Source organism: Streptomyces sp. NPDC004111, from assembly GCF_042874215.1.
Classification (GTDB): domain Bacteria; phylum Actinomycetota; class Actinomycetes; order Streptomycetales; family Streptomycetaceae; genus Streptomyces.
This window is the reverse complement of sequence record NZ_JBIAMU010000002.1, coordinates 229,872-245,577: the sequence shown is the minus strand read 5'-3', so window position 1 is coordinate 245,577 and position 15,706 is coordinate 229,872. Positions and strand designations below refer to the sequence as shown.

Sequence of the window (15,706 nt, the reverse complement as noted above, 5' to 3'; positions counted from 1 at the left end):
GCGTCCGGCCGGGAGCCCCCGAAGTCCGGAGGCGTCCCGGCCGCTCGCTCCGGGGAGGGCGGCTCACCAGCCCGCCGAGTCCCCCGTCAGCTCGCGGATCGCCGGACGCGCCGCGTCCAGCACCGTCATGAACCACGCCGAGAACGGGTCCTTCGCGTGCTGCTCCGCCAGCTCCTGCGGCGTCACGAACGCGGTGTCCCCGACCTCCTCCGGGTCCGGCCGCAGCGGCGACTGGACCAGCCCCACGAAGAGGTGGTTGAACTCCTGCTCCACCAGGCCCGACGCCGGGTCCGGGTGGTTGTAGCGGACCGTGCCCGCCTCCGCGAGCAGCGTGGGGGAGACGCCCAGCTCCTCGTGCGTACGACGGGCGGCGGCGGCGAAGGGGCCCTCGGCGGGGTACGGGTGGCCGCAGCAGGTGTTGGACCAGACGCCGGGGGAGTGGTACTTGCCGAGCGCGCGCTGCTGGAGCAGCAGCCGGCCCGTCTCGTCGAAGAGGAACACCGAGAACGCCCGGTGCAGCTGCCCCGGGGGCTGATGGGCGGACAGCTTCTCCGCGGTGCCGATGGTATTGCCGCTCTCGTCGACCAGTTCGAGGAGGATCTCCGGGGATTCCCCCGCTGATCCGTTCTGCGTGCTGTTCGCCGCGGTGGCGGGTGTGGTCGGCATAACCATCCTTCGCTTCGGTTCCCGGCTGCCAAGTCTGCCGTACAAAAGCCGCTTGTCCGTACTTCAGCCGTATCGGGGTCGGCAAAAAAGTCCTGCCCCTGTCGCGGGTGCGACAGGGGCAGGACTGCCCACTTGCGAGCGGAATCAGACCCCGAACGCCCGGGGGTACTGGATCTCCCCGCGCGGCGGCTCGGCCGAATCGTCCAGTACGAGCGCCATCATGGCCTCGTCAGGTACGTCGAAACCCGGCCGGATATCGAGCCCGGAGGCGGGCGTGAAGCCGAACCTGGGGTAGTACTCCGGGTGCCCGAGCACCAGCACCAGTCGCTCGCCCCCGGCCCGCGCCGCGTCGAGCACCGCACGGGTGACCGCGGCCCCCGCGCCCTGCCGCTGGAACCGCGGCGAGACCGCGACCGGCGCCAGCGCCGTCGCCGGAGCGCCGTCCACGTGGCACCGGGTGATCAGGGCGTACGCGGCGAGGGTCCCGTCGGGCGCCTCGGCGACGTACGACAGGTCCGGCAGCCAGGCGCCGGGGTCCGCGCGCAGCGCCTCCACCAGGTCCGCCTCGCCCTCGGTGGGGAACGCGGCGGTGTTCACCGCGTGCACCGCCGCCCGGTCGGCCGCCCGCTCGGGACGGGTGCGCCAGCGCGGGTCGGCGGGCCGCAGGACGTAACCGGTGTACCCGTACTCGCCGCCGTGCTCCCGGCGCACCGCGATCTCCGCGCGGGACATCGCCAGGGCCTCGGCCATGCCGGGCAGGGCCGGATCGGCGGTCGCGGTGCGCTCGCCGAGCGGCCCGTAGTACTCGTCCCAGTCGGAGTCCGGCTGGAGGAAGGTGCCCAGGACGTTGTAGCCGGCGGCGACGGCCGCCGCGCTGTTCGAGGCCCGGGTGCCCATCGGGTACTGCGGGTCCCAGAAGGCGCGGGTCTGCTCCGAGGGGCGGTCGCAGGTCCACTCGACCTCGGAGACGACGAGCACGCCGCCCGGTGCGAGCAGGCGCTTCCACCGCTCCAGCGCGGTGGCGAAACCGATGTTGTACGCGGAGCCCTCGGCCCACACCAGGTCGAACGAGCCGTCCGTGAAGTCGGGCCCGTCGAGCGCGCCCATGTCGGCGCGGACGGTACGGACCGAGCCGGAGAGGCCGCGGGAAGCGGCGGCGGCGTCCAGCTCGTCGAGGAACGGCCGGTACAGGTCGACCGCGGTGACCCGGGCCCCGGCCTCGGCGGCCAGCAGCAGCGAGGCCCGGCCCGGACCGCAGCCCAGGTCGAGCACCCGCGGACGGTCGGGCAGCGGGCCCGCGAGGGAGAGGAAGCGCCGGGTGGTGGCGTCGGAACCGGGGCTCTGCCGGGGCAGGCCGCGGTGAAGGGTCATGAAGGCGTCGAGGACGACGTGGTCGGACAAGGTGGGTCCCTTGGTGTCAGGAAGGGCCCGGCCGGCAACCGGCGGTGCGGAAGAAGTCAGCCGAGGGCCCGGGAAACGAGGATGGTCCGTGTGCCGCACGAGGCAGCGCGCGCCGCGACCGTCATCAACTCATCTCCCCTTCTTCACCCGTGTCCATCGAGGCCGAACGCCTCTTCGATCACCCTAACAGCCCGCACCGACGGCCGCCCCCGTCCGTCGCCCCGCACCGGGCGGGCCTCAGTGGCAGAGCTTCGCCTCGTGCGCCGCGTGGCCGCCCGGCTCCAGCTGGAAGGTGCAGTGCTCGACGTCGAAGTGGTCGCCGAGGCAGTCCTGGAGTTCGTGCAGCACCTTCTCGTGCCCGACCGAGTCCAGCAGGTCCTGGCTGACCACCACGTGCGCGGACAGCACCGGCATCCCCGAGGTGATCGTCCAGGCGTGCAGATCGTGCACGTCCTCCACGCCGGGCGTCCGCAGGATGTGCTCCCGCACCTCCACCATGTCGACGCCCTTGGGCGCCGCCTCCAGCAGCACGGACAGGGTCTCGCGCAGCAGCTTGACGGTCCGCGGCACGATCATGAGGCCGATGACCAGGGAGGCGATCGGGTCCGCGTAGTACCAGCCGGTCGCCAGGATGATGCCCGCCGAGACGAGCACCGTCACCGATCCGAGTGCGTCCGCCAGCACCTCCAGATAGGCGCCGCGCACGTTGAGACTGTCCTTCTGGCCCTTCACCAGCAGCGACAGCGAGATCATGTTGGCGACCAGGCCGACCAGGGCGAAGACGATCGCCAGCCCGCCCTTGGTCTCGGCCGGCGTGACGAACCGCTGGACCGCCTCGATCAGCACGTAGCCGCCGACGCCGAGCAGCAGCAGGCAGTTGGCGAGCGCGGCCAGGATCTCGGCCCTGGCGTACCCGAAGGTGGCGTTGCGGGTGGGCGGCCGGTTGGCGAAGTGGATCGCCAGGAGCGCCATCGCCAGCCCGAGGGCGTCCGTCGCCATGTGGGCGGCGTCCGCGATCAGCGCGAGCGAGTTGGAGACCAGGCCGCCGACGATCTCCACGACCATGACCGAGAGCGTGATGCCGAGGGCTATTCGCAGCCGCCCCTTGTACGCGGCTGCCGCCGTGCCGGTGGGCGGCGGCCCCCCGTGCGCATGCCCGTGATCATGCCCTGCCCCCATGTGAAGCCGCCTCCTGGACGTGTTGACGAAAGTGCGGGAAGTGCCCCGCCCAAGGCCCCAGTGAACTACGGGTGGGGGGTATGGGCAAGCCGGGACTGAACACCGTTGTCATGTGCTCTGACCTGCGGAAATGACTGCAGGTCAGAGAGTCGGGGCGATCTTCGGAGCCCGCCTGCGGGAGTGCCGCGCCATGAGCGTCGCGTGCCCTTCTCCACACCTTCCATACGCGGTTTGTGGCGCGGGCCGGTGATCGACGATGATGATCGCGACGGCCCCGCCGTCCCCGGCCCGGCCCCGTCGGAGCGTGAACGGGCAGTGAAATCCCGCCTCCGTTCATCCGATAGCCTCTGCCGATGCCGCCCCGCCCGCCCGTGCGCGGGCGCACCGTGCGGCTTTTCGAAGCCCTGCTCAAGGAGTGAGTTCGTCTGTCGACCGCCATCCTCACCGGCCCGCCGGTACCCGGATCGTCGCTCGAAGGCGATCTGCGGTCGCTGGGCTTCGACGTGCGGTCCGCCGCCGACACCACCGAGGCCGTCAAGCTCCTGGACGAGACGCCCGCCGGTGACCGCGTCGCCCTCGTCGACCCCCGTTTCGTCGGCCACCTGCACTCGCTGCGGCTCGGCCTGACCGACCCCCGCTTTCCCGCTGCGGCCGTCCCCGGCGCGCTCACCGCACAGCCGGAGGCACGCGCGGCGCTCGGCCGTGCGCTGCGCACGGCGCCGGGCGGACCCGACGCGGTGGCCGCGGCCCTCGACGCCGAAGGCGTCGCCGTACAGCGGCCGGAACTCGGCTCGCTCGTCGCGGCCGTCCCCGCCGACCCGGCCGCCCGCGGTGAGAGCGAGCGGGCCGTCGCCGCCGTCGACGACGAGGCGATCCGGCTGCGCACCGCGGTGAAGTCCCGCGACGGCTTCTTCACCACGTACTTCATCAGCCCGTACTCCCGGTACATCGCCCGCTGGTGCGCCCGCCGCGGTCTCACCCCCAACCAGGTCACCACCGCCTCGCTGATCACCGCGCTGATAGCGGCCGGCTGTGCGGCGACCGGCACCCGGGGCGGCTACGTCGCGGCCGGTGTCCTGCTCCTCCTCTCCTTCGTCCTGGACTGCACCGACGGGCAGCTCGCCCGCTACTCGCTCCAGTACTCGACGATGGGCGCCTGGCTGGACGCCACCTTCGACCGCGCCAAGGAGTACGCCTACTACGCGGGGCTCGCGCTCGGCGCGATCCGCGGCGGCGACGACGTATGGGCACTGGCCCTGGGCGCGATGGTCCTCCAGACCTGCCGTCACGTCGTGGACTTCTCCTTCAACGAGGCCAACCACGACGCCACCGGCAACACCAGCCCCACCGCCGCCCTCTCCGGCAAGCTCGACAGCGTCGGCTGGACGGTCTGGGTGCGCCGCATGATCGTCCTGCCGATCGGCGAGCGCTGGGCCATGATCGCGGTGCTGACCGCCGTCACCACCCCCCGGATCGTCTTCTACGCGCTGCTCGTCGGCTGCGCCTTCGCCGCCTGCTACACCACCGCCGGACGCGTGCTGCGCTCCGTCACCAGGCGCGCGACCCGCACCGACCGGGCCGCCCAGGCGCTGGCGGACCTGGCCGACTCCGGCCCTCTCGCCGAGTGGTTCCGCAAGGGCGGCCCGCGCTTCTCGGGCGGCTTCCGCGCCCCCGTCATCGCCTTCCTCGCCACGGGACTGCTGCTCGCCGCCGCATTCGAGCGCGGCGGCAGCTGGAGCTTCGTGGGAGCCGCGGCGTTCTACGCGGTGCTCTCCGGGTTCGCCCTCAGCGGGAACCTCAAGGGCGCCCTCGACTGGCTGGTGCCCCCGTTCTTCCGGGTCGCCGAGTACTGCACGATCCTGATCCTGGCGGTCCGGGCGGACGTCCCCGGGGCCCTTCCCGCGGCCTTCGGGCTGGTCGCGGCGGTCGCCTACCATCACTACGACACGGTGTACCGCATCAAGGGCGGCACCGGAGCCCCGCCGAACTGGCTCGTGCGGGCGATCGGCGGCCAAGAGGGCCGCATCCTCCTGGTGGCCGTGCTCGCCGCCCTGTCGACGACGATCGACTTCCCCCTCGCGCTCACGGTGCTCGCCGTGGCCGTGGCACTGGTGGTGCTCGCCGAGAGCATCCGCTTCTGGGTCTCCTCGGGAGCACCCGCCGTACACGACGAAGGAGAGACCGCATGATCGGCCTGGTACTGGCAGCGGGCGCCGGACGGCGACTGCGCCCCTACACCGACACGCTGCCCAAGGCCCTCGTGCCCGTCGACGGCGACACCACCGTCCTCGACCTCACCCTCGGCAACTTCGCCGAGATCGGCCTCACCGACGTCGCGATCGTCGTCGGCTACCGCAAGGAAGCCGTCTACGAGCGCAAGGCGGCCCTGGAGGCCAAGTACGGGCTCCGGCTCACCCTCATCGACAACGACAAGGCCGAGGAGTGGAACAACGCCTACTCCCTGTGGTGCGCCCGTGACCAGCTGAGGCACACGGTCATCCTCGCCAACGGCGACACCGTGCACCCCGTCTCCGTCGAGAAGACCCTGCTGGCGGCCGCCCGCGGCGACGGCAGGAGGATCATCCTCGCCCTCGACACGGTGAAGAACCTCGCCGACGAGGAGATGAAGGTCATCACCGACGGGTCCGGCGCGGTCACCCGGATCACCAAGCTGATGGACCCGGCCACCGCGACCGGCGAGTACATCGGCGTCACCCTCATCGAGGGCGAGGCCGCCGACGAGCTGGCCGACGCGCTCAGGACCACCTTCGAGCGGGACCCCGACCTCTACTACGAGGACGGCTACCAGGAGCTGGTCAACCGCGGCTTCCGGATCGACGTGGCCCCGATCGGCGACCTCAAGTGGGTCGAGATCGACAACCACGACGACCTCGCCAAGGGCCGGGAGATCGCGTGCCAGTACTGACCCGCCTCATCCCCTCGCCCCTCACGGTCGACATCTCGCGCGGCGCCCTGGACGACCTGGCCGGCCTCCTCGCCGACCAGCGGATCTCCGGCTCCGGCTGCCTGGCCATCGCCATCAGCGGCGGCTCGGGACAGGCCCTGCGCGAACGGCTCGCCCCGGTCCTTCCCGACGCCGACTGGTACCCGGTCGCCGACGGCACCATCGACTCGGCGGTCAAGCTCGCCGACGACATCAAGGGCAAGCAGCGCTACGACGCGGTCGTCGGCCTCGGCGGCGGCAAGATCATCGACGTGGCCAAGTACGCGGCGGCCCGCGTCGGGCTGCCCATGGTCGCGGTCGCCACGAACCTGGCCCACGACGGCCTGTGCTCCCCGGTCGCCACCCTCGACAACGACAACGGGCGCGGCTCCTACGGCGTACCCACCCCGATCGCCGTCGTCATCGACCTCGACGTGATCCGCCAGGCCCCCGACCGGTACGTACGCTCCGGAATCGGCGACGCCGTCTCCAACATCTCCTGCGTCGCCGACTGGGAACTCGCCCACGAGGTGCACGGCGACCCGATCGACGGCCTCGCCGCCGCGATGGCCCGCCAGGCGGGCGAGGCCGTGCTCCGCCACCCCGGTTCCATCGGCGACGACGCCTTCCTCAAGGTGCTCGCCGAGGGCCTGGTCCTCACCGGCATCTCGATGACCGTCGCCGGGGACAGCCGACCCGCCTCCGGTGCCTGCCACGAGATCAGCCACGCCTTCGACCTGCTCTTCCCGCGGCGGGCCGCCCCGCACGGCGAACAGGTCGCCATCGGAGCCGCCTTCGCCATGCACCTGCGCGGCGCCCGCGAGGAGGCCGCGCTCTTCGCCGACGTCCTGCGCCGACACCGGCTGCCCGTGCTGCCCGGCGACATCGGCTTCACCGTCGACGAGTTCGTCCAGGCCGTCGAGTACGCCCCCCAGACCCGTCCGGGACGCTTCACGATCCTGGAACACCTCGACCTGTCCGCAGACCAGATCAGGGACGCTTACGCCGACTATGTCAAGACGACCATCAGTAGCTGAACTCCGTCCCGTCGTTCACCCCGCCGGCGTCAAGGACCGGCGCAGCGGTGAGCACTGGGGCGGTCGCCTGTACATGCGCGAGATCTCGCTGCGCGTGGACAGGTACCTGGTCAACACCAGGATCACCCCCAACCAGCTGACGTACGTGATGACCGTCTGCGGTGTCCTCGCCGCCCCGGCCCTGCTCGTGCCGGGCATCTGGGGCGCCGTCCTCGGCGTCGTCGCCGTCCAGCTCTACCTCCTGCTCGACTGCGTCGACGGCGAGGTGGCCCGCTGGAAGAAGCAGTTCTCGCTGAACGGCGTCTACCTGGACCGGGTCGGCGCGTACCTGACGGACGCCGCCGTCCTGGTCGGTGTCGGCCTGCGCGCCGCCGACCTGTGGGGGAGCGGGCGGATCGACTGGCTGTGGGCCTTCCTGGGCACCCTGGCCGCGCTCGGCGCCATCCTGATCAAGGCGGAGACCGACCTCGTCGCCGTCGCCCGCCACCAGGGCGGCAAGCCGCCGGTGCAGGAGTCGGCGAGCGTGCCGCGCTCCGCCAAGATGGCGCTCGCCCGCCGGCTGGCCTCCATGCTCCAGTTCCACCGGCTGATCCTCGGCATCGAGGCCTCGCTGCTGATCCTGCTCCTCGCGATCCTCGACGCGGTGCGCGACGACCTGTTCTTCACCCGGCTCGGCGTCGCCGTCTTCGCGGGCATCGCGCTCCTGCAGACGCTGCTGCACCTGGTGTCGATCCTCGCCTCCAGCAGGCTCAAGTGAGTGCCGCCCGGGGGACCGCCCCCCTGAGCACCAGGCCGCTGAAGGTCGGCGCGGTCATCATCACGATGGGCACCCGCCCCGACGACCTGAACGCGCTGATCGACTCCGTGCGCAAGCAGGAGGGCGCGCCCGTCGACATCGTGGTCGTCGGCAACGGCGCCCCGGTCACCGGGGTCCCGGCCGACGTCCGCACCGTCGACCTGCCCGAGAACCTGGGCATCCCCGGTGGGCGCAACGTCGGCATCGAGGCGTTCGGCCCGGCCGGCTCCGACGTCGACGTCCTGCTCTTCCTGGACGACGACGGGCTGCTGCCCCGCACCGACACCGCCGAGCTGTGCCGGCAGGCCTTCGAGGCCGACCCGGAACTGGGCATCATCAGCTTCCGGATCGCCGACCCGGACACCGGGGCCACCCAGCGCAGGCACGTGCCCCGGCTGCGTGCCTCGGACCCGATGCGCTCCTCGCGGGTGACGACCTTCCTGGGCGGTGCCAACGCCGCCCGTACGAAGGTCTTCGCCGAGGTGGGCGGGCTCCCGGACGAGTTCTTCTACGCCCACGAGGAGACCGATCTGGCCTGGCGGGCGCTGGACGCCGGCTGGCTGATCGACTACCGCGCGGACATGGTGCTCAACCACCCCACCACCTCGCCAGCCCGGCACGCGACGTACCACCGCATGGTGGCCCGCAACCGGGTCTGGCTGGCCCGCCGCAACCTGCCCGCCCCGCTGGTCCCCGTCTACGTGGGGGTGTGGCTGCTGCTCACGCTGCTGCGGCGCCCCTCCGGTGCGGCGCTCAAGGCGTGGTTCGGCGGTTTCAAGGAGGGCTGGACGACCCCCGCGGGTCCGCGCCGCCCGATGAAGTGGCGTACGGTATGGCGGCTGACCCGACTGGGCCGACCACCCGTCATCTGACAAGCTCGGGCGGACCGGCTCCGGGTTTTGTCTCCCGGGACCCGGATACCCGCGCCCAGCGCCCGACGGTTCGCGCATCTTTGAAGACGAAAGTTTCCACTTGTGAGTGACACTTCCCAAGACGGAGCGGTCGCTATGAGCGTCCCTCCCTCTCCCGACGAGGGGCTGACCCCGGCGCAGCTCGCCGCCAAGTACAACCTCGCGGTGAGCGGCGCCCGCCCGGGGTTCGGCGAGTACGTACGGCAGTTGTGGGGCCGGCGCCACTTCATCATGGCGTTCTCCTCGGCGAAGCTGGCGGCCCAGTACAGCCAGGCCAAGCTGGGCCAGCTCTGGCAGGTGGCGACCCCGCTGCTGAACGCGCTGGTGTACTTCCTGATCTTCGGGCTGATCCTGAACGCGGGGCGGGGGATGTCCAAGGACGTCTACATCCCCTTCCTCGTCACCGGCATCTTCGTGTTCACCTTCACCCAGAGCTCGGTGATGGCGGGCGTGCGGGCGATCTCCGGGAACCTGGGCCTGGTGCGGGCGCTGCACTTCCCGCGCGCCTCGCTGCCCATCTCGTTCTCGCTGCAGCAGCTCCAGCAGCTGCTGTACTCGATGGTCGTGCTGCTGCTCATCGTGGTGTGCTTCGGCAACTTCCCGACCTGGTCGTGGCTGCTGGTGATCCCGGCGCTGGTGCTGCAGTTCATGTTCAACACCGGGCTCGCGATGATCATGGCGCGGATGGGTGCCAAGACGCCGGACCTGGCGCAGCTGATGCCGTTCATCATGCGGACCTGGATGTACGCCTCGGGCGTCATGTTCAGCATCCCGGTCATGCTGGAGGACAAGCCCGCGTGGATCGCGGACATCCTGCAGTGGAACCCGGCGGCCGTCTACATGGACCTGATGCGCTTCGCGCTGATCGACGGGTACGGCTCGGAGAACCTGCCGCCGCACGTCTGGGCGGCGGCGGCGATCTGGGCACTGCTGTTCGGCGTGCTCGGCTTCGTGTACTTCTGGAAGGCTGAGGAGCGGTACGGCCGTGGCTGACGACAACAACCAGGGGCGCGTCCCCACGGTCATCGCCGACGACGTGCACATCGTGTACCGGGTGCACACCGGTGGCGGCGGCAAGGGCGGCGCCACCGCCGCCCTCAACCGCATCCTGCGCGGCAAGAAGGCCCAGGAGTCCCGCGGGGTCCGCAAGGTGCACGCCGTGCGCGGTGTCTCCTTCACGGCCTACCGGGGCGAGGCCATCGGCCTGATCGGCTCCAACGGCTCCGGCAAGTCGACCCTGCTGCGCGCCATCGCGGGCCTGCTGCCCGCCGAGAGCGGCAAGGTCTACACCGACGGCCAGCCCTCGCTCCTCGGTGTCAACGCGGCGCTGATGAACGACCTGACCGGCGAGCGCAACGTGATCCTCGGCGGTCTCGCCATGGGCATGTCGCGCGAGCAGATCCGCGAGCGCTACCAGGGCATCGTCGACTTCTCCGGCATCAACGAGAAGGGCGACTTCATCACCCTGCCCATGCGGACCTACTCCTCCGGCATGGCGGCCCGTCTGCGTTTCTCCATCGCGGCGGCCAAGGACCACGACGTCCTGATGATCGACGAGGCGCTGGCCACCGGCGACCGGAAGTTCCAGATCCGCTCCGAGGAGCGGATCCGCGAGCTGCGCAAGGAGGCCGGCACGGTCTTCCTGGTGAGCCACAGCAACAAGTCGATCAGGGACACCTGCGACCGCGTCCTGTGGCTGGAGAAGGGCGAGCTCCTGATGGACGGCCCGACCGAGGAAGTCGTCAAGGCGTACGAGAAGGAAACCGGCAAGTAGCCCGGAAATCTGTGCCAGGGCCTCCGCCGGAACCGGCGGAGGCCCTGGTGTGTGTATGGGATAAAGGCGCCGGAACCGAGGGGCCGTCAGGATTCGGCCGATCCGCCAACTGGCCCGGGATCGGGGAAGGTTGAACCGGATTGGAGTGTTGTTGTAATGCGCGCAACACCCCGCGGAGATGCTTCGCGTTGTACAACGTAAGCTGTACCGGTGCTGATTCGCGGCAAGTGGGGCGATACCCCCTCGGGTCCCCGCCTCAGAGCACTCCCCGCCCTTCGGACGACGGGCGGCGTGTCCGAAATGGGATGTTTTGATTTGGCAGTGTAGAACGGGAGGTGTGACGGCAATGGCTAAGGAATCTCTCCTGCTCCGAGATGCTCTCGCCGTCCTCGTGGAGGGCAGTCGGCGATGACTGAGGTCCGGGACATGCCCCCCGGCGCTCCCATGCGCTCCACCCTCGACAAGGCCGCGGACGAGAACTTCCCGGTGGCCCCCTTCTTCCTGCCGCGCGCCTGGCGCGACGACCTGATGGCGGTCTACGGGTACTGCCGCCTGGTCGACGACATCGGCGACGGCGACCTGGCCCCCGGCGGCCGGGACGCCGTCCTGCTCGGCCTCGACAAGGAACAGACCGACGACCGGCTCGCCATGCTGGACGCCTTCGAGGCCGACCTGCACCGGGTCTTCGACGCGACCCCCAGGCACCCGCTGCTCGCCGCCCTCCAGCCGGTCGTGCGCCGCCGTGACCTCACCCCGGAGCCGTTCCTCGGCCTGATCGAGGCCAACCGGCAGGACCAGACGGTCGGCCGCTACGCCACCTACGACGACCTGCTCGCCTACTGCGAACTCTCCGCCAACCCCGTCGGCAGGCTGGTCCTCGCCCTCACCGGCACCACCAGCCCCGAGCGCGTCCGCCGCTCCGACGCCGTGTGCACCGCGCTGCAGATCGTCGAGCACCTCCAGGACGTCGCCGAGGACCTCGGGCGGGACCGGATCTACCTGCCCGCCGAGGACATGCGGCGCTTCCACGTGTCCGAAAGCGACCTTGCGGCGCCGAGCGCGAACGCCTCCGTACGCTCACTGATCGCCTTCGAGGCGGAGCGGGCCGCTCGGCTGCTGAATGAAGGACCCCCGCTCGTGGGTAGCGTGCACGGCAGACTCAAGCTGCTGCTGGCCGGTTTCGTCGCCGGTGGACGCGCTGCCCTCAAGGCGGTGCACACCGCCGGATTCGACGTACTCCCTGGACCGCCCAAGCCCACCAAGCTCAGTCTGCTGCGCGAAGTGGGAGCGACTCTGCGAAGAGAGGGGTGAGCCGGACCGTGGAGGGACTTCATCAGGTGTCCGCACCGGTACTCGCCGCGTACAGCTACTGCGAGGCGGTGACCGGACAGCAGGCGCGCAACTTCGCGTACGGCATCCGGCTGCTGCCCACCGACAAGCGCAACGCGATGTCCGCGCTCTACGCCTTCTCGCGGCGCGTGGACGACATCGGCGACGGCACGCTGCCGCCCGAGGTGAAGGAGAAGCGGCTCGGCGAGACCCGGGCGCTGCTGGCCCGGATCAGCGCCGGTGACATCGAGGAGGACGACACCGACCCGGTGGCCGTCGCGCTCACCGATGCCGCACGCCGCTTCCCGATCCCGCTCGGCGGGCTCGACGAGCTGATCGACGGCGTCCTCATGGACGTCCACGAGGCGACGTACGAGAGCTGGGAGGACCTGAAGGTCTACTGCCGGTGCGTCGCCGGTGCCATCGGACGGCTCTCGCTGGGCGTGTTCGGCACCCCCTCCGGCGCGCCGGACGCCGCGCGCGCCCCGGAGTACGCCGACACCCTCGGTCTCGCGCTCCAGCTCACCAACATCCTGCGGGACGTCCGCGAGGACGCCGGCAACGGGCGGACCTACCTGCCCGCCGAGGACCTCGCCAAGTTCGGCTGCTCGGCGGGGTTCCATAGCTCCACCCCGCCGCCCGGCTCCGACTTCCCCGGCCTGGTCCACTTCGAGGTGCGGCGCGCCCGTGCCCTGTTCGCCGAGGGCTACCGGCTGCTGCCCCACCTCGACCGGCGCAGCGGTGCCTGCGTCGCCGCCATGGCGGGCATCTACCGGCGCCTGCTCGACCGCATCGAGCGCGACCCGTACGCCGTGCTGCGCGGCCGGGTCTCACTGCCGGGACGCGAGAAGGCGTACGTCGCCGTCCGCGGGCTCTCCGGCCTCGACGCCCGGCACATCTCCCGGCAGACCGCCAGGAGGCGTCCTTGAAAGGGGCAGAAAGAGCGTTTCACGTGAAACCGTGGAGTTCGTCGAACCGGTGCGCAACCCTCCACGGGGCTGACGCGTCCCTGACTGCAACGGCCTTCCGGGCCTGCTCAGCGTTTTGTTCGGGGGAGGGCGCATGACATACGACAGCCTGCGGTCCTCGCACACCTCGCCGCAGCAGGACCCGCGCCGGCAGAGCGCCGTCGTGATCGGTGGCGGGCTCGCCGGGATCACCGCCGCACTCGAACTCGCGGACGCGGGCGTGCGGGTCACCCTGCTGGAGGGGCGGCCCCGGCTCGGCGGCCTCGCGTTCTCCTTCCAGCGCGGCGACCTGACCGTCGACAACGGACAGCACGTGTACCTGCGCTGCTGCACCGGCTACCGCTGGTTCCTCGACCGGGTCCGCGGCGCGGAGCTCGCACCCCTCCAGGACCGGCTGGACGTCCCCGTGCTCGACGTCGGCGACCCGCGCGGCCCCCGCCTCGGACGGCTGCGGCGCACCGCGCTGCCGGTACCGCTGCACCTGGCCGCCAGCCTCGCCACCTATCCGCACCTCTCGCTCGCCGAGCGGGCGAGCGTCGGACGGGCCGCGCTGGCGCTCAAGGGGCTCGACCCGGCCGACCCGAAGCTGGACGACATCGACTTCGCCGGCTGGCTCGCCCGGCACGGCCAGTCGCAGCGCACCATCGAGGCGCTCTGGGACCTGGTCGGCGTGGCCACCCTCAACGCCACCGCCCCGCACGCCTCGCTCGGGCTCGCCGCCAAGGTCTTCAAGACCGGGCTGCTCTCGGAGCCGGGCGCCGCCGACATCGGCTGGGCCCACGTACCGCTCGGCGACCTGCACGACACGCTCGCCCGCAAGGCGCTCGACGAGGCGGGGGTGCGCACCGAGCTGCGCACCAAGGCCGACTCCGTCTCCCGCACCGACGAGGGGCGCTGGGCCGTCGAGGTGGAGGGGGAGCGCATCGAGGCGGACGCCGTCGTGCTCGCCGTACCGCAGCGGGAGGCCCACGGGCTGCTGCCCGAGGGCGCACTCGACGAGCCCGACCTGCTGCTGGAGATCGGCGTCGCCCCGATCCTCAACGTGCACGTGATCTACGACCGCAAGGTGCTGCGGCAGCCGTTCTTCGCGGCGCTCGGCACCCCCGTGCAGTGGGTCTTCGACCGGACCGAGGCGTCCGGGCTGACCGGCGGCGGACAGTACCTCGCCGTGTCGCAGTCCGACGCGGGCGACGAGATCGACGCCCCGGTCGCCCGGCTCAGGGAGCGCTACCTCCCCGAGCTGGAACGGCTGCTGCCCGCCGCCCGGGGCGCCGGGGTGCGGGACTTCTTCGTCACCCGGGAGCGGACCGCGACGTTCGCCCCCGCCCCCGGCGTCGGGCGCCTGCGCCCCGGGCCGCGCACCCGTGCGCCGGGGCTCTGCCTGGCCGGCGCGTGGACCGACACCGGCTGGCCCGCGACCATGGAAGGTGCAGTGCGCAGCGGCCTCGGTGCCGCAGGTGCAGCGCTCTCCGCCCTCGGTCGCCCCTATGAAATTCCGCCACTGGAGGCGGCATGAGCACCAGCACTGGAACAAGAGGAGAGCCTGTGACCCCGGCGAACCCGGCTGTCGACACCGTGGACATCGCTGCGCTGTTGGAGCGCGGCAGGGCCATGTCCGCCCCGGTGCTGCGTGCCGCCGTGGACCGGCTCGCGCCGCCCATGGACACCGTCGCCGCCTACCACTTCGGGTGGATCGACGCGCAGGGCAACCCGGCCGACGGCGACGGCGGCAAGGCCGTGCGCCCCGCCCTCGCCCTGCTGTCCGCCGAGGCGGCCGGTGCCACCCCCCAGGTGGGCGTGCCCGGCGCGGTGGCCGTCGAACTCGTGCACAACTTCTCGCTGCTGCACGACGACCTGATGGACGGCGACGAGCAGCGCCGCCACCGCGACACCGTGTGGAAGGTGCACGGACCCGCCCAGGCGATCCTGGTCGGCGACGCGCTCTTCGCGCTGGCCAACGAACTCCTCCTGGAGATCGGCACCGTCGAGGCCGGCCGGGCGACCCGCCGCCTCACCACCGCCACCCGCAAGCTGATCGACGGCCAGGCGCAGGACATCTCCTTCGAGCACCGCGACCGGGTCACCGTCGAGGAGTGCCTGGAGATGGAGGGCAACAAGACCGGCGCCCTCCTCGCCTGCGCGGTCTCCATCGGCGCCGTCCTCGGCGGCGCCGACGACCGGACCGCCGACACCCTGGAGGCCTACGGCTACCACCTCGGCCTCGCCTTCCAGGCCGTGGACGACCTGCTCGGCATCTGGGGCGACCCCGACTCCACCGGCAAGCAGACCTGGAGCGACCTGCGCCAGCGCAAGAAGTCGCTGCCGGTCGTCGCCGCGCTCGCCGCGGGCGGGCCCGCCTCCGAGAAGCTCGGCGAACTGCTGGCCGCGGACGCCAAGAGCAATGACTTCGACACCTTCTCCGAGGAGGAGTTCGCCACCCGGGCGGCCCTCATCGAGGAAGCCGGCGGACGCGAGTGGACCAGCCAGGAGGCCCGCCGCCAGCATGCGGTCGCCATCGAGGCGCTGCACGGTGTCGACATGCCGGAGCAGGTGCGGGCGCAGCTGACCGCGCTCGCCGACTTCGTGGTCGTACGAAAGAGGTGACGGCCGCCCGGCGCATATGACTCGCAGTCGCCGCCCGGTGTCCCCCGCGGACACCGGGCGACGGAAACCCCAGCACAGCAGAAGTCCAACTGCACGA

General features: G+C 71.5%; 14 protein-coding genes. 11 read left to right on the top strand and 3 right to left on the bottom strand.

The features are described 5' to 3' along the window. Positions 1-63: 63 nt before the first annotated feature. The 3 genes from idi to ACFYVL_RS05540 form a co-directional block, all read right to left on the bottom strand. Positions 64-666, bottom strand: coding sequence for an isopentenyl-diphosphate Delta-isomerase (idi, locus tag ACFYVL_RS05550; protein WP_389241506.1), 603 nt, complete (start codon positions 664-666; stop codon positions 64-66). 144 nt (positions 667-810) lie between these two features. Continuing rightward, complete coding sequence (locus tag ACFYVL_RS05545) at positions 811-2,037, bottom strand: GNAT family N-acetyltransferase (protein WP_389241795.1); 1,227 nt, start codon at positions 2,035-2,037, stop codon at positions 811-813. 267 nt (positions 2,038-2,304) lie between these two features. Further along, positions 2,305-3,246, bottom strand: a complete 942-nt coding sequence (locus ACFYVL_RS05540) for a cation diffusion facilitator family transporter (RefSeq protein WP_389241505.1) — start codon at positions 3,244-3,246, stop codon at positions 2,305-2,307. A 425-nt stretch (positions 3,247-3,671) separates the two neighbouring features. On the opposite strand from ACFYVL_RS05540, the gene ACFYVL_RS05535 reads away from it, so the two are divergent. The 11 genes from ACFYVL_RS05535 to ACFYVL_RS05485 all read left to right on the top strand — a co-directional run bounded on the left by ACFYVL_RS05535 (position 3,672) and on the right by ACFYVL_RS05485 (position 15,609). After that, positions 3,672-5,435: a DUF5941 domain-containing protein gene (locus ACFYVL_RS05535; protein WP_389241794.1), complete on the top strand. Its 1,764-nt coding sequence runs from the start codon at positions 3,672-3,674 to the stop codon at positions 5,433-5,435. Continuing rightward, positions 5,432-6,172, top strand: a complete 741-nt coding sequence (locus ACFYVL_RS05530) for a sugar phosphate nucleotidyltransferase (protein ID WP_389241504.1) — start codon at positions 5,432-5,434, stop codon at positions 6,170-6,172. The genes ACFYVL_RS05535 and ACFYVL_RS05530 overlap by 4 nt, the downstream gene beginning before the upstream one ends. Beyond that, positions 6,160-7,227, top strand: a complete 1,068-nt coding sequence (locus tag ACFYVL_RS05525) for an iron-containing alcohol dehydrogenase family protein (RefSeq protein ID WP_389241503.1) — start codon at positions 6,160-6,162, stop codon at positions 7,225-7,227. The genes ACFYVL_RS05530 and ACFYVL_RS05525 overlap by 13 nt, the downstream gene beginning before the upstream one ends. Beyond that, positions 7,202-7,984 (top strand): CDP-alcohol phosphatidyltransferase family protein, encoded by a 783-nt coding sequence (locus ACFYVL_RS05520; protein ID WP_389241502.1) that lies wholly within the window; start codon positions 7,202-7,204, stop codon positions 7,982-7,984. The genes ACFYVL_RS05525 and ACFYVL_RS05520 overlap by 26 nt, the downstream gene beginning before the upstream one ends. 38 nt (positions 7,985-8,022) lie before the next feature. After that, positions 8,023-8,895, top strand: a complete 873-nt coding sequence (locus ACFYVL_RS05515; protein WP_389241793.1) for a glycosyltransferase family 2 protein — start codon at positions 8,023-8,025, stop codon at positions 8,893-8,895. Between the two features lie 102 nt (positions 8,896-8,997). Continuing rightward, positions 8,998-9,927 carry an ABC transporter permease gene (locus ACFYVL_RS05510; protein WP_389241501.1) on the top strand — a complete coding sequence of 310 codons (930 nt, stop codon included), beginning with the start codon at positions 8,998-9,000 and terminating at the stop codon, positions 9,925-9,927. Next, entirely contained in the window at positions 9,920-10,708 is a 789-nt protein-coding gene (locus ACFYVL_RS05505) for an ABC transporter ATP-binding protein (RefSeq protein ID WP_389241500.1), read from the top strand. The genes ACFYVL_RS05510 and ACFYVL_RS05505 overlap by 8 nt, the downstream gene beginning before the upstream one ends. 408 nt (positions 10,709-11,116) lie before the next feature. Then, the gene (gene hpnC / locus ACFYVL_RS05500; RefSeq protein ID WP_389241499.1) at positions 11,117-12,019 is read left to right on the top strand and encodes a squalene synthase HpnC; all 903 of its coding nucleotides are present in this window, start codon (positions 11,117-11,119) and stop codon (positions 12,017-12,019) included. Continuing rightward, positions 12,016-12,966, top strand: a complete 951-nt coding sequence (hpnD, locus tag ACFYVL_RS05495) for a presqualene diphosphate synthase HpnD (protein ID WP_389241498.1) — start codon at positions 12,016-12,018, stop codon at positions 12,964-12,966. Before hpnC ends, hpnD begins: the two co-directional genes overlap by 4 nt. A 133-nt stretch (positions 12,967-13,099) precedes the next feature. Continuing rightward, entirely contained in the window at positions 13,100-14,521 is a 1,422-nt protein-coding gene (hpnE, locus tag ACFYVL_RS05490; RefSeq protein ID WP_389241497.1) for a hydroxysqualene dehydroxylase HpnE, read from the top strand. Continuing rightward, entirely contained in the window at positions 14,518-15,609 is a 1,092-nt protein-coding gene (locus ACFYVL_RS05485) for a polyprenyl synthetase family protein (RefSeq protein WP_389241496.1), read from the top strand. The genes hpnE and ACFYVL_RS05485 overlap by 4 nt, the downstream gene beginning before the upstream one ends. Positions 15,610-15,706: the final 97 nt, after the last annotated feature.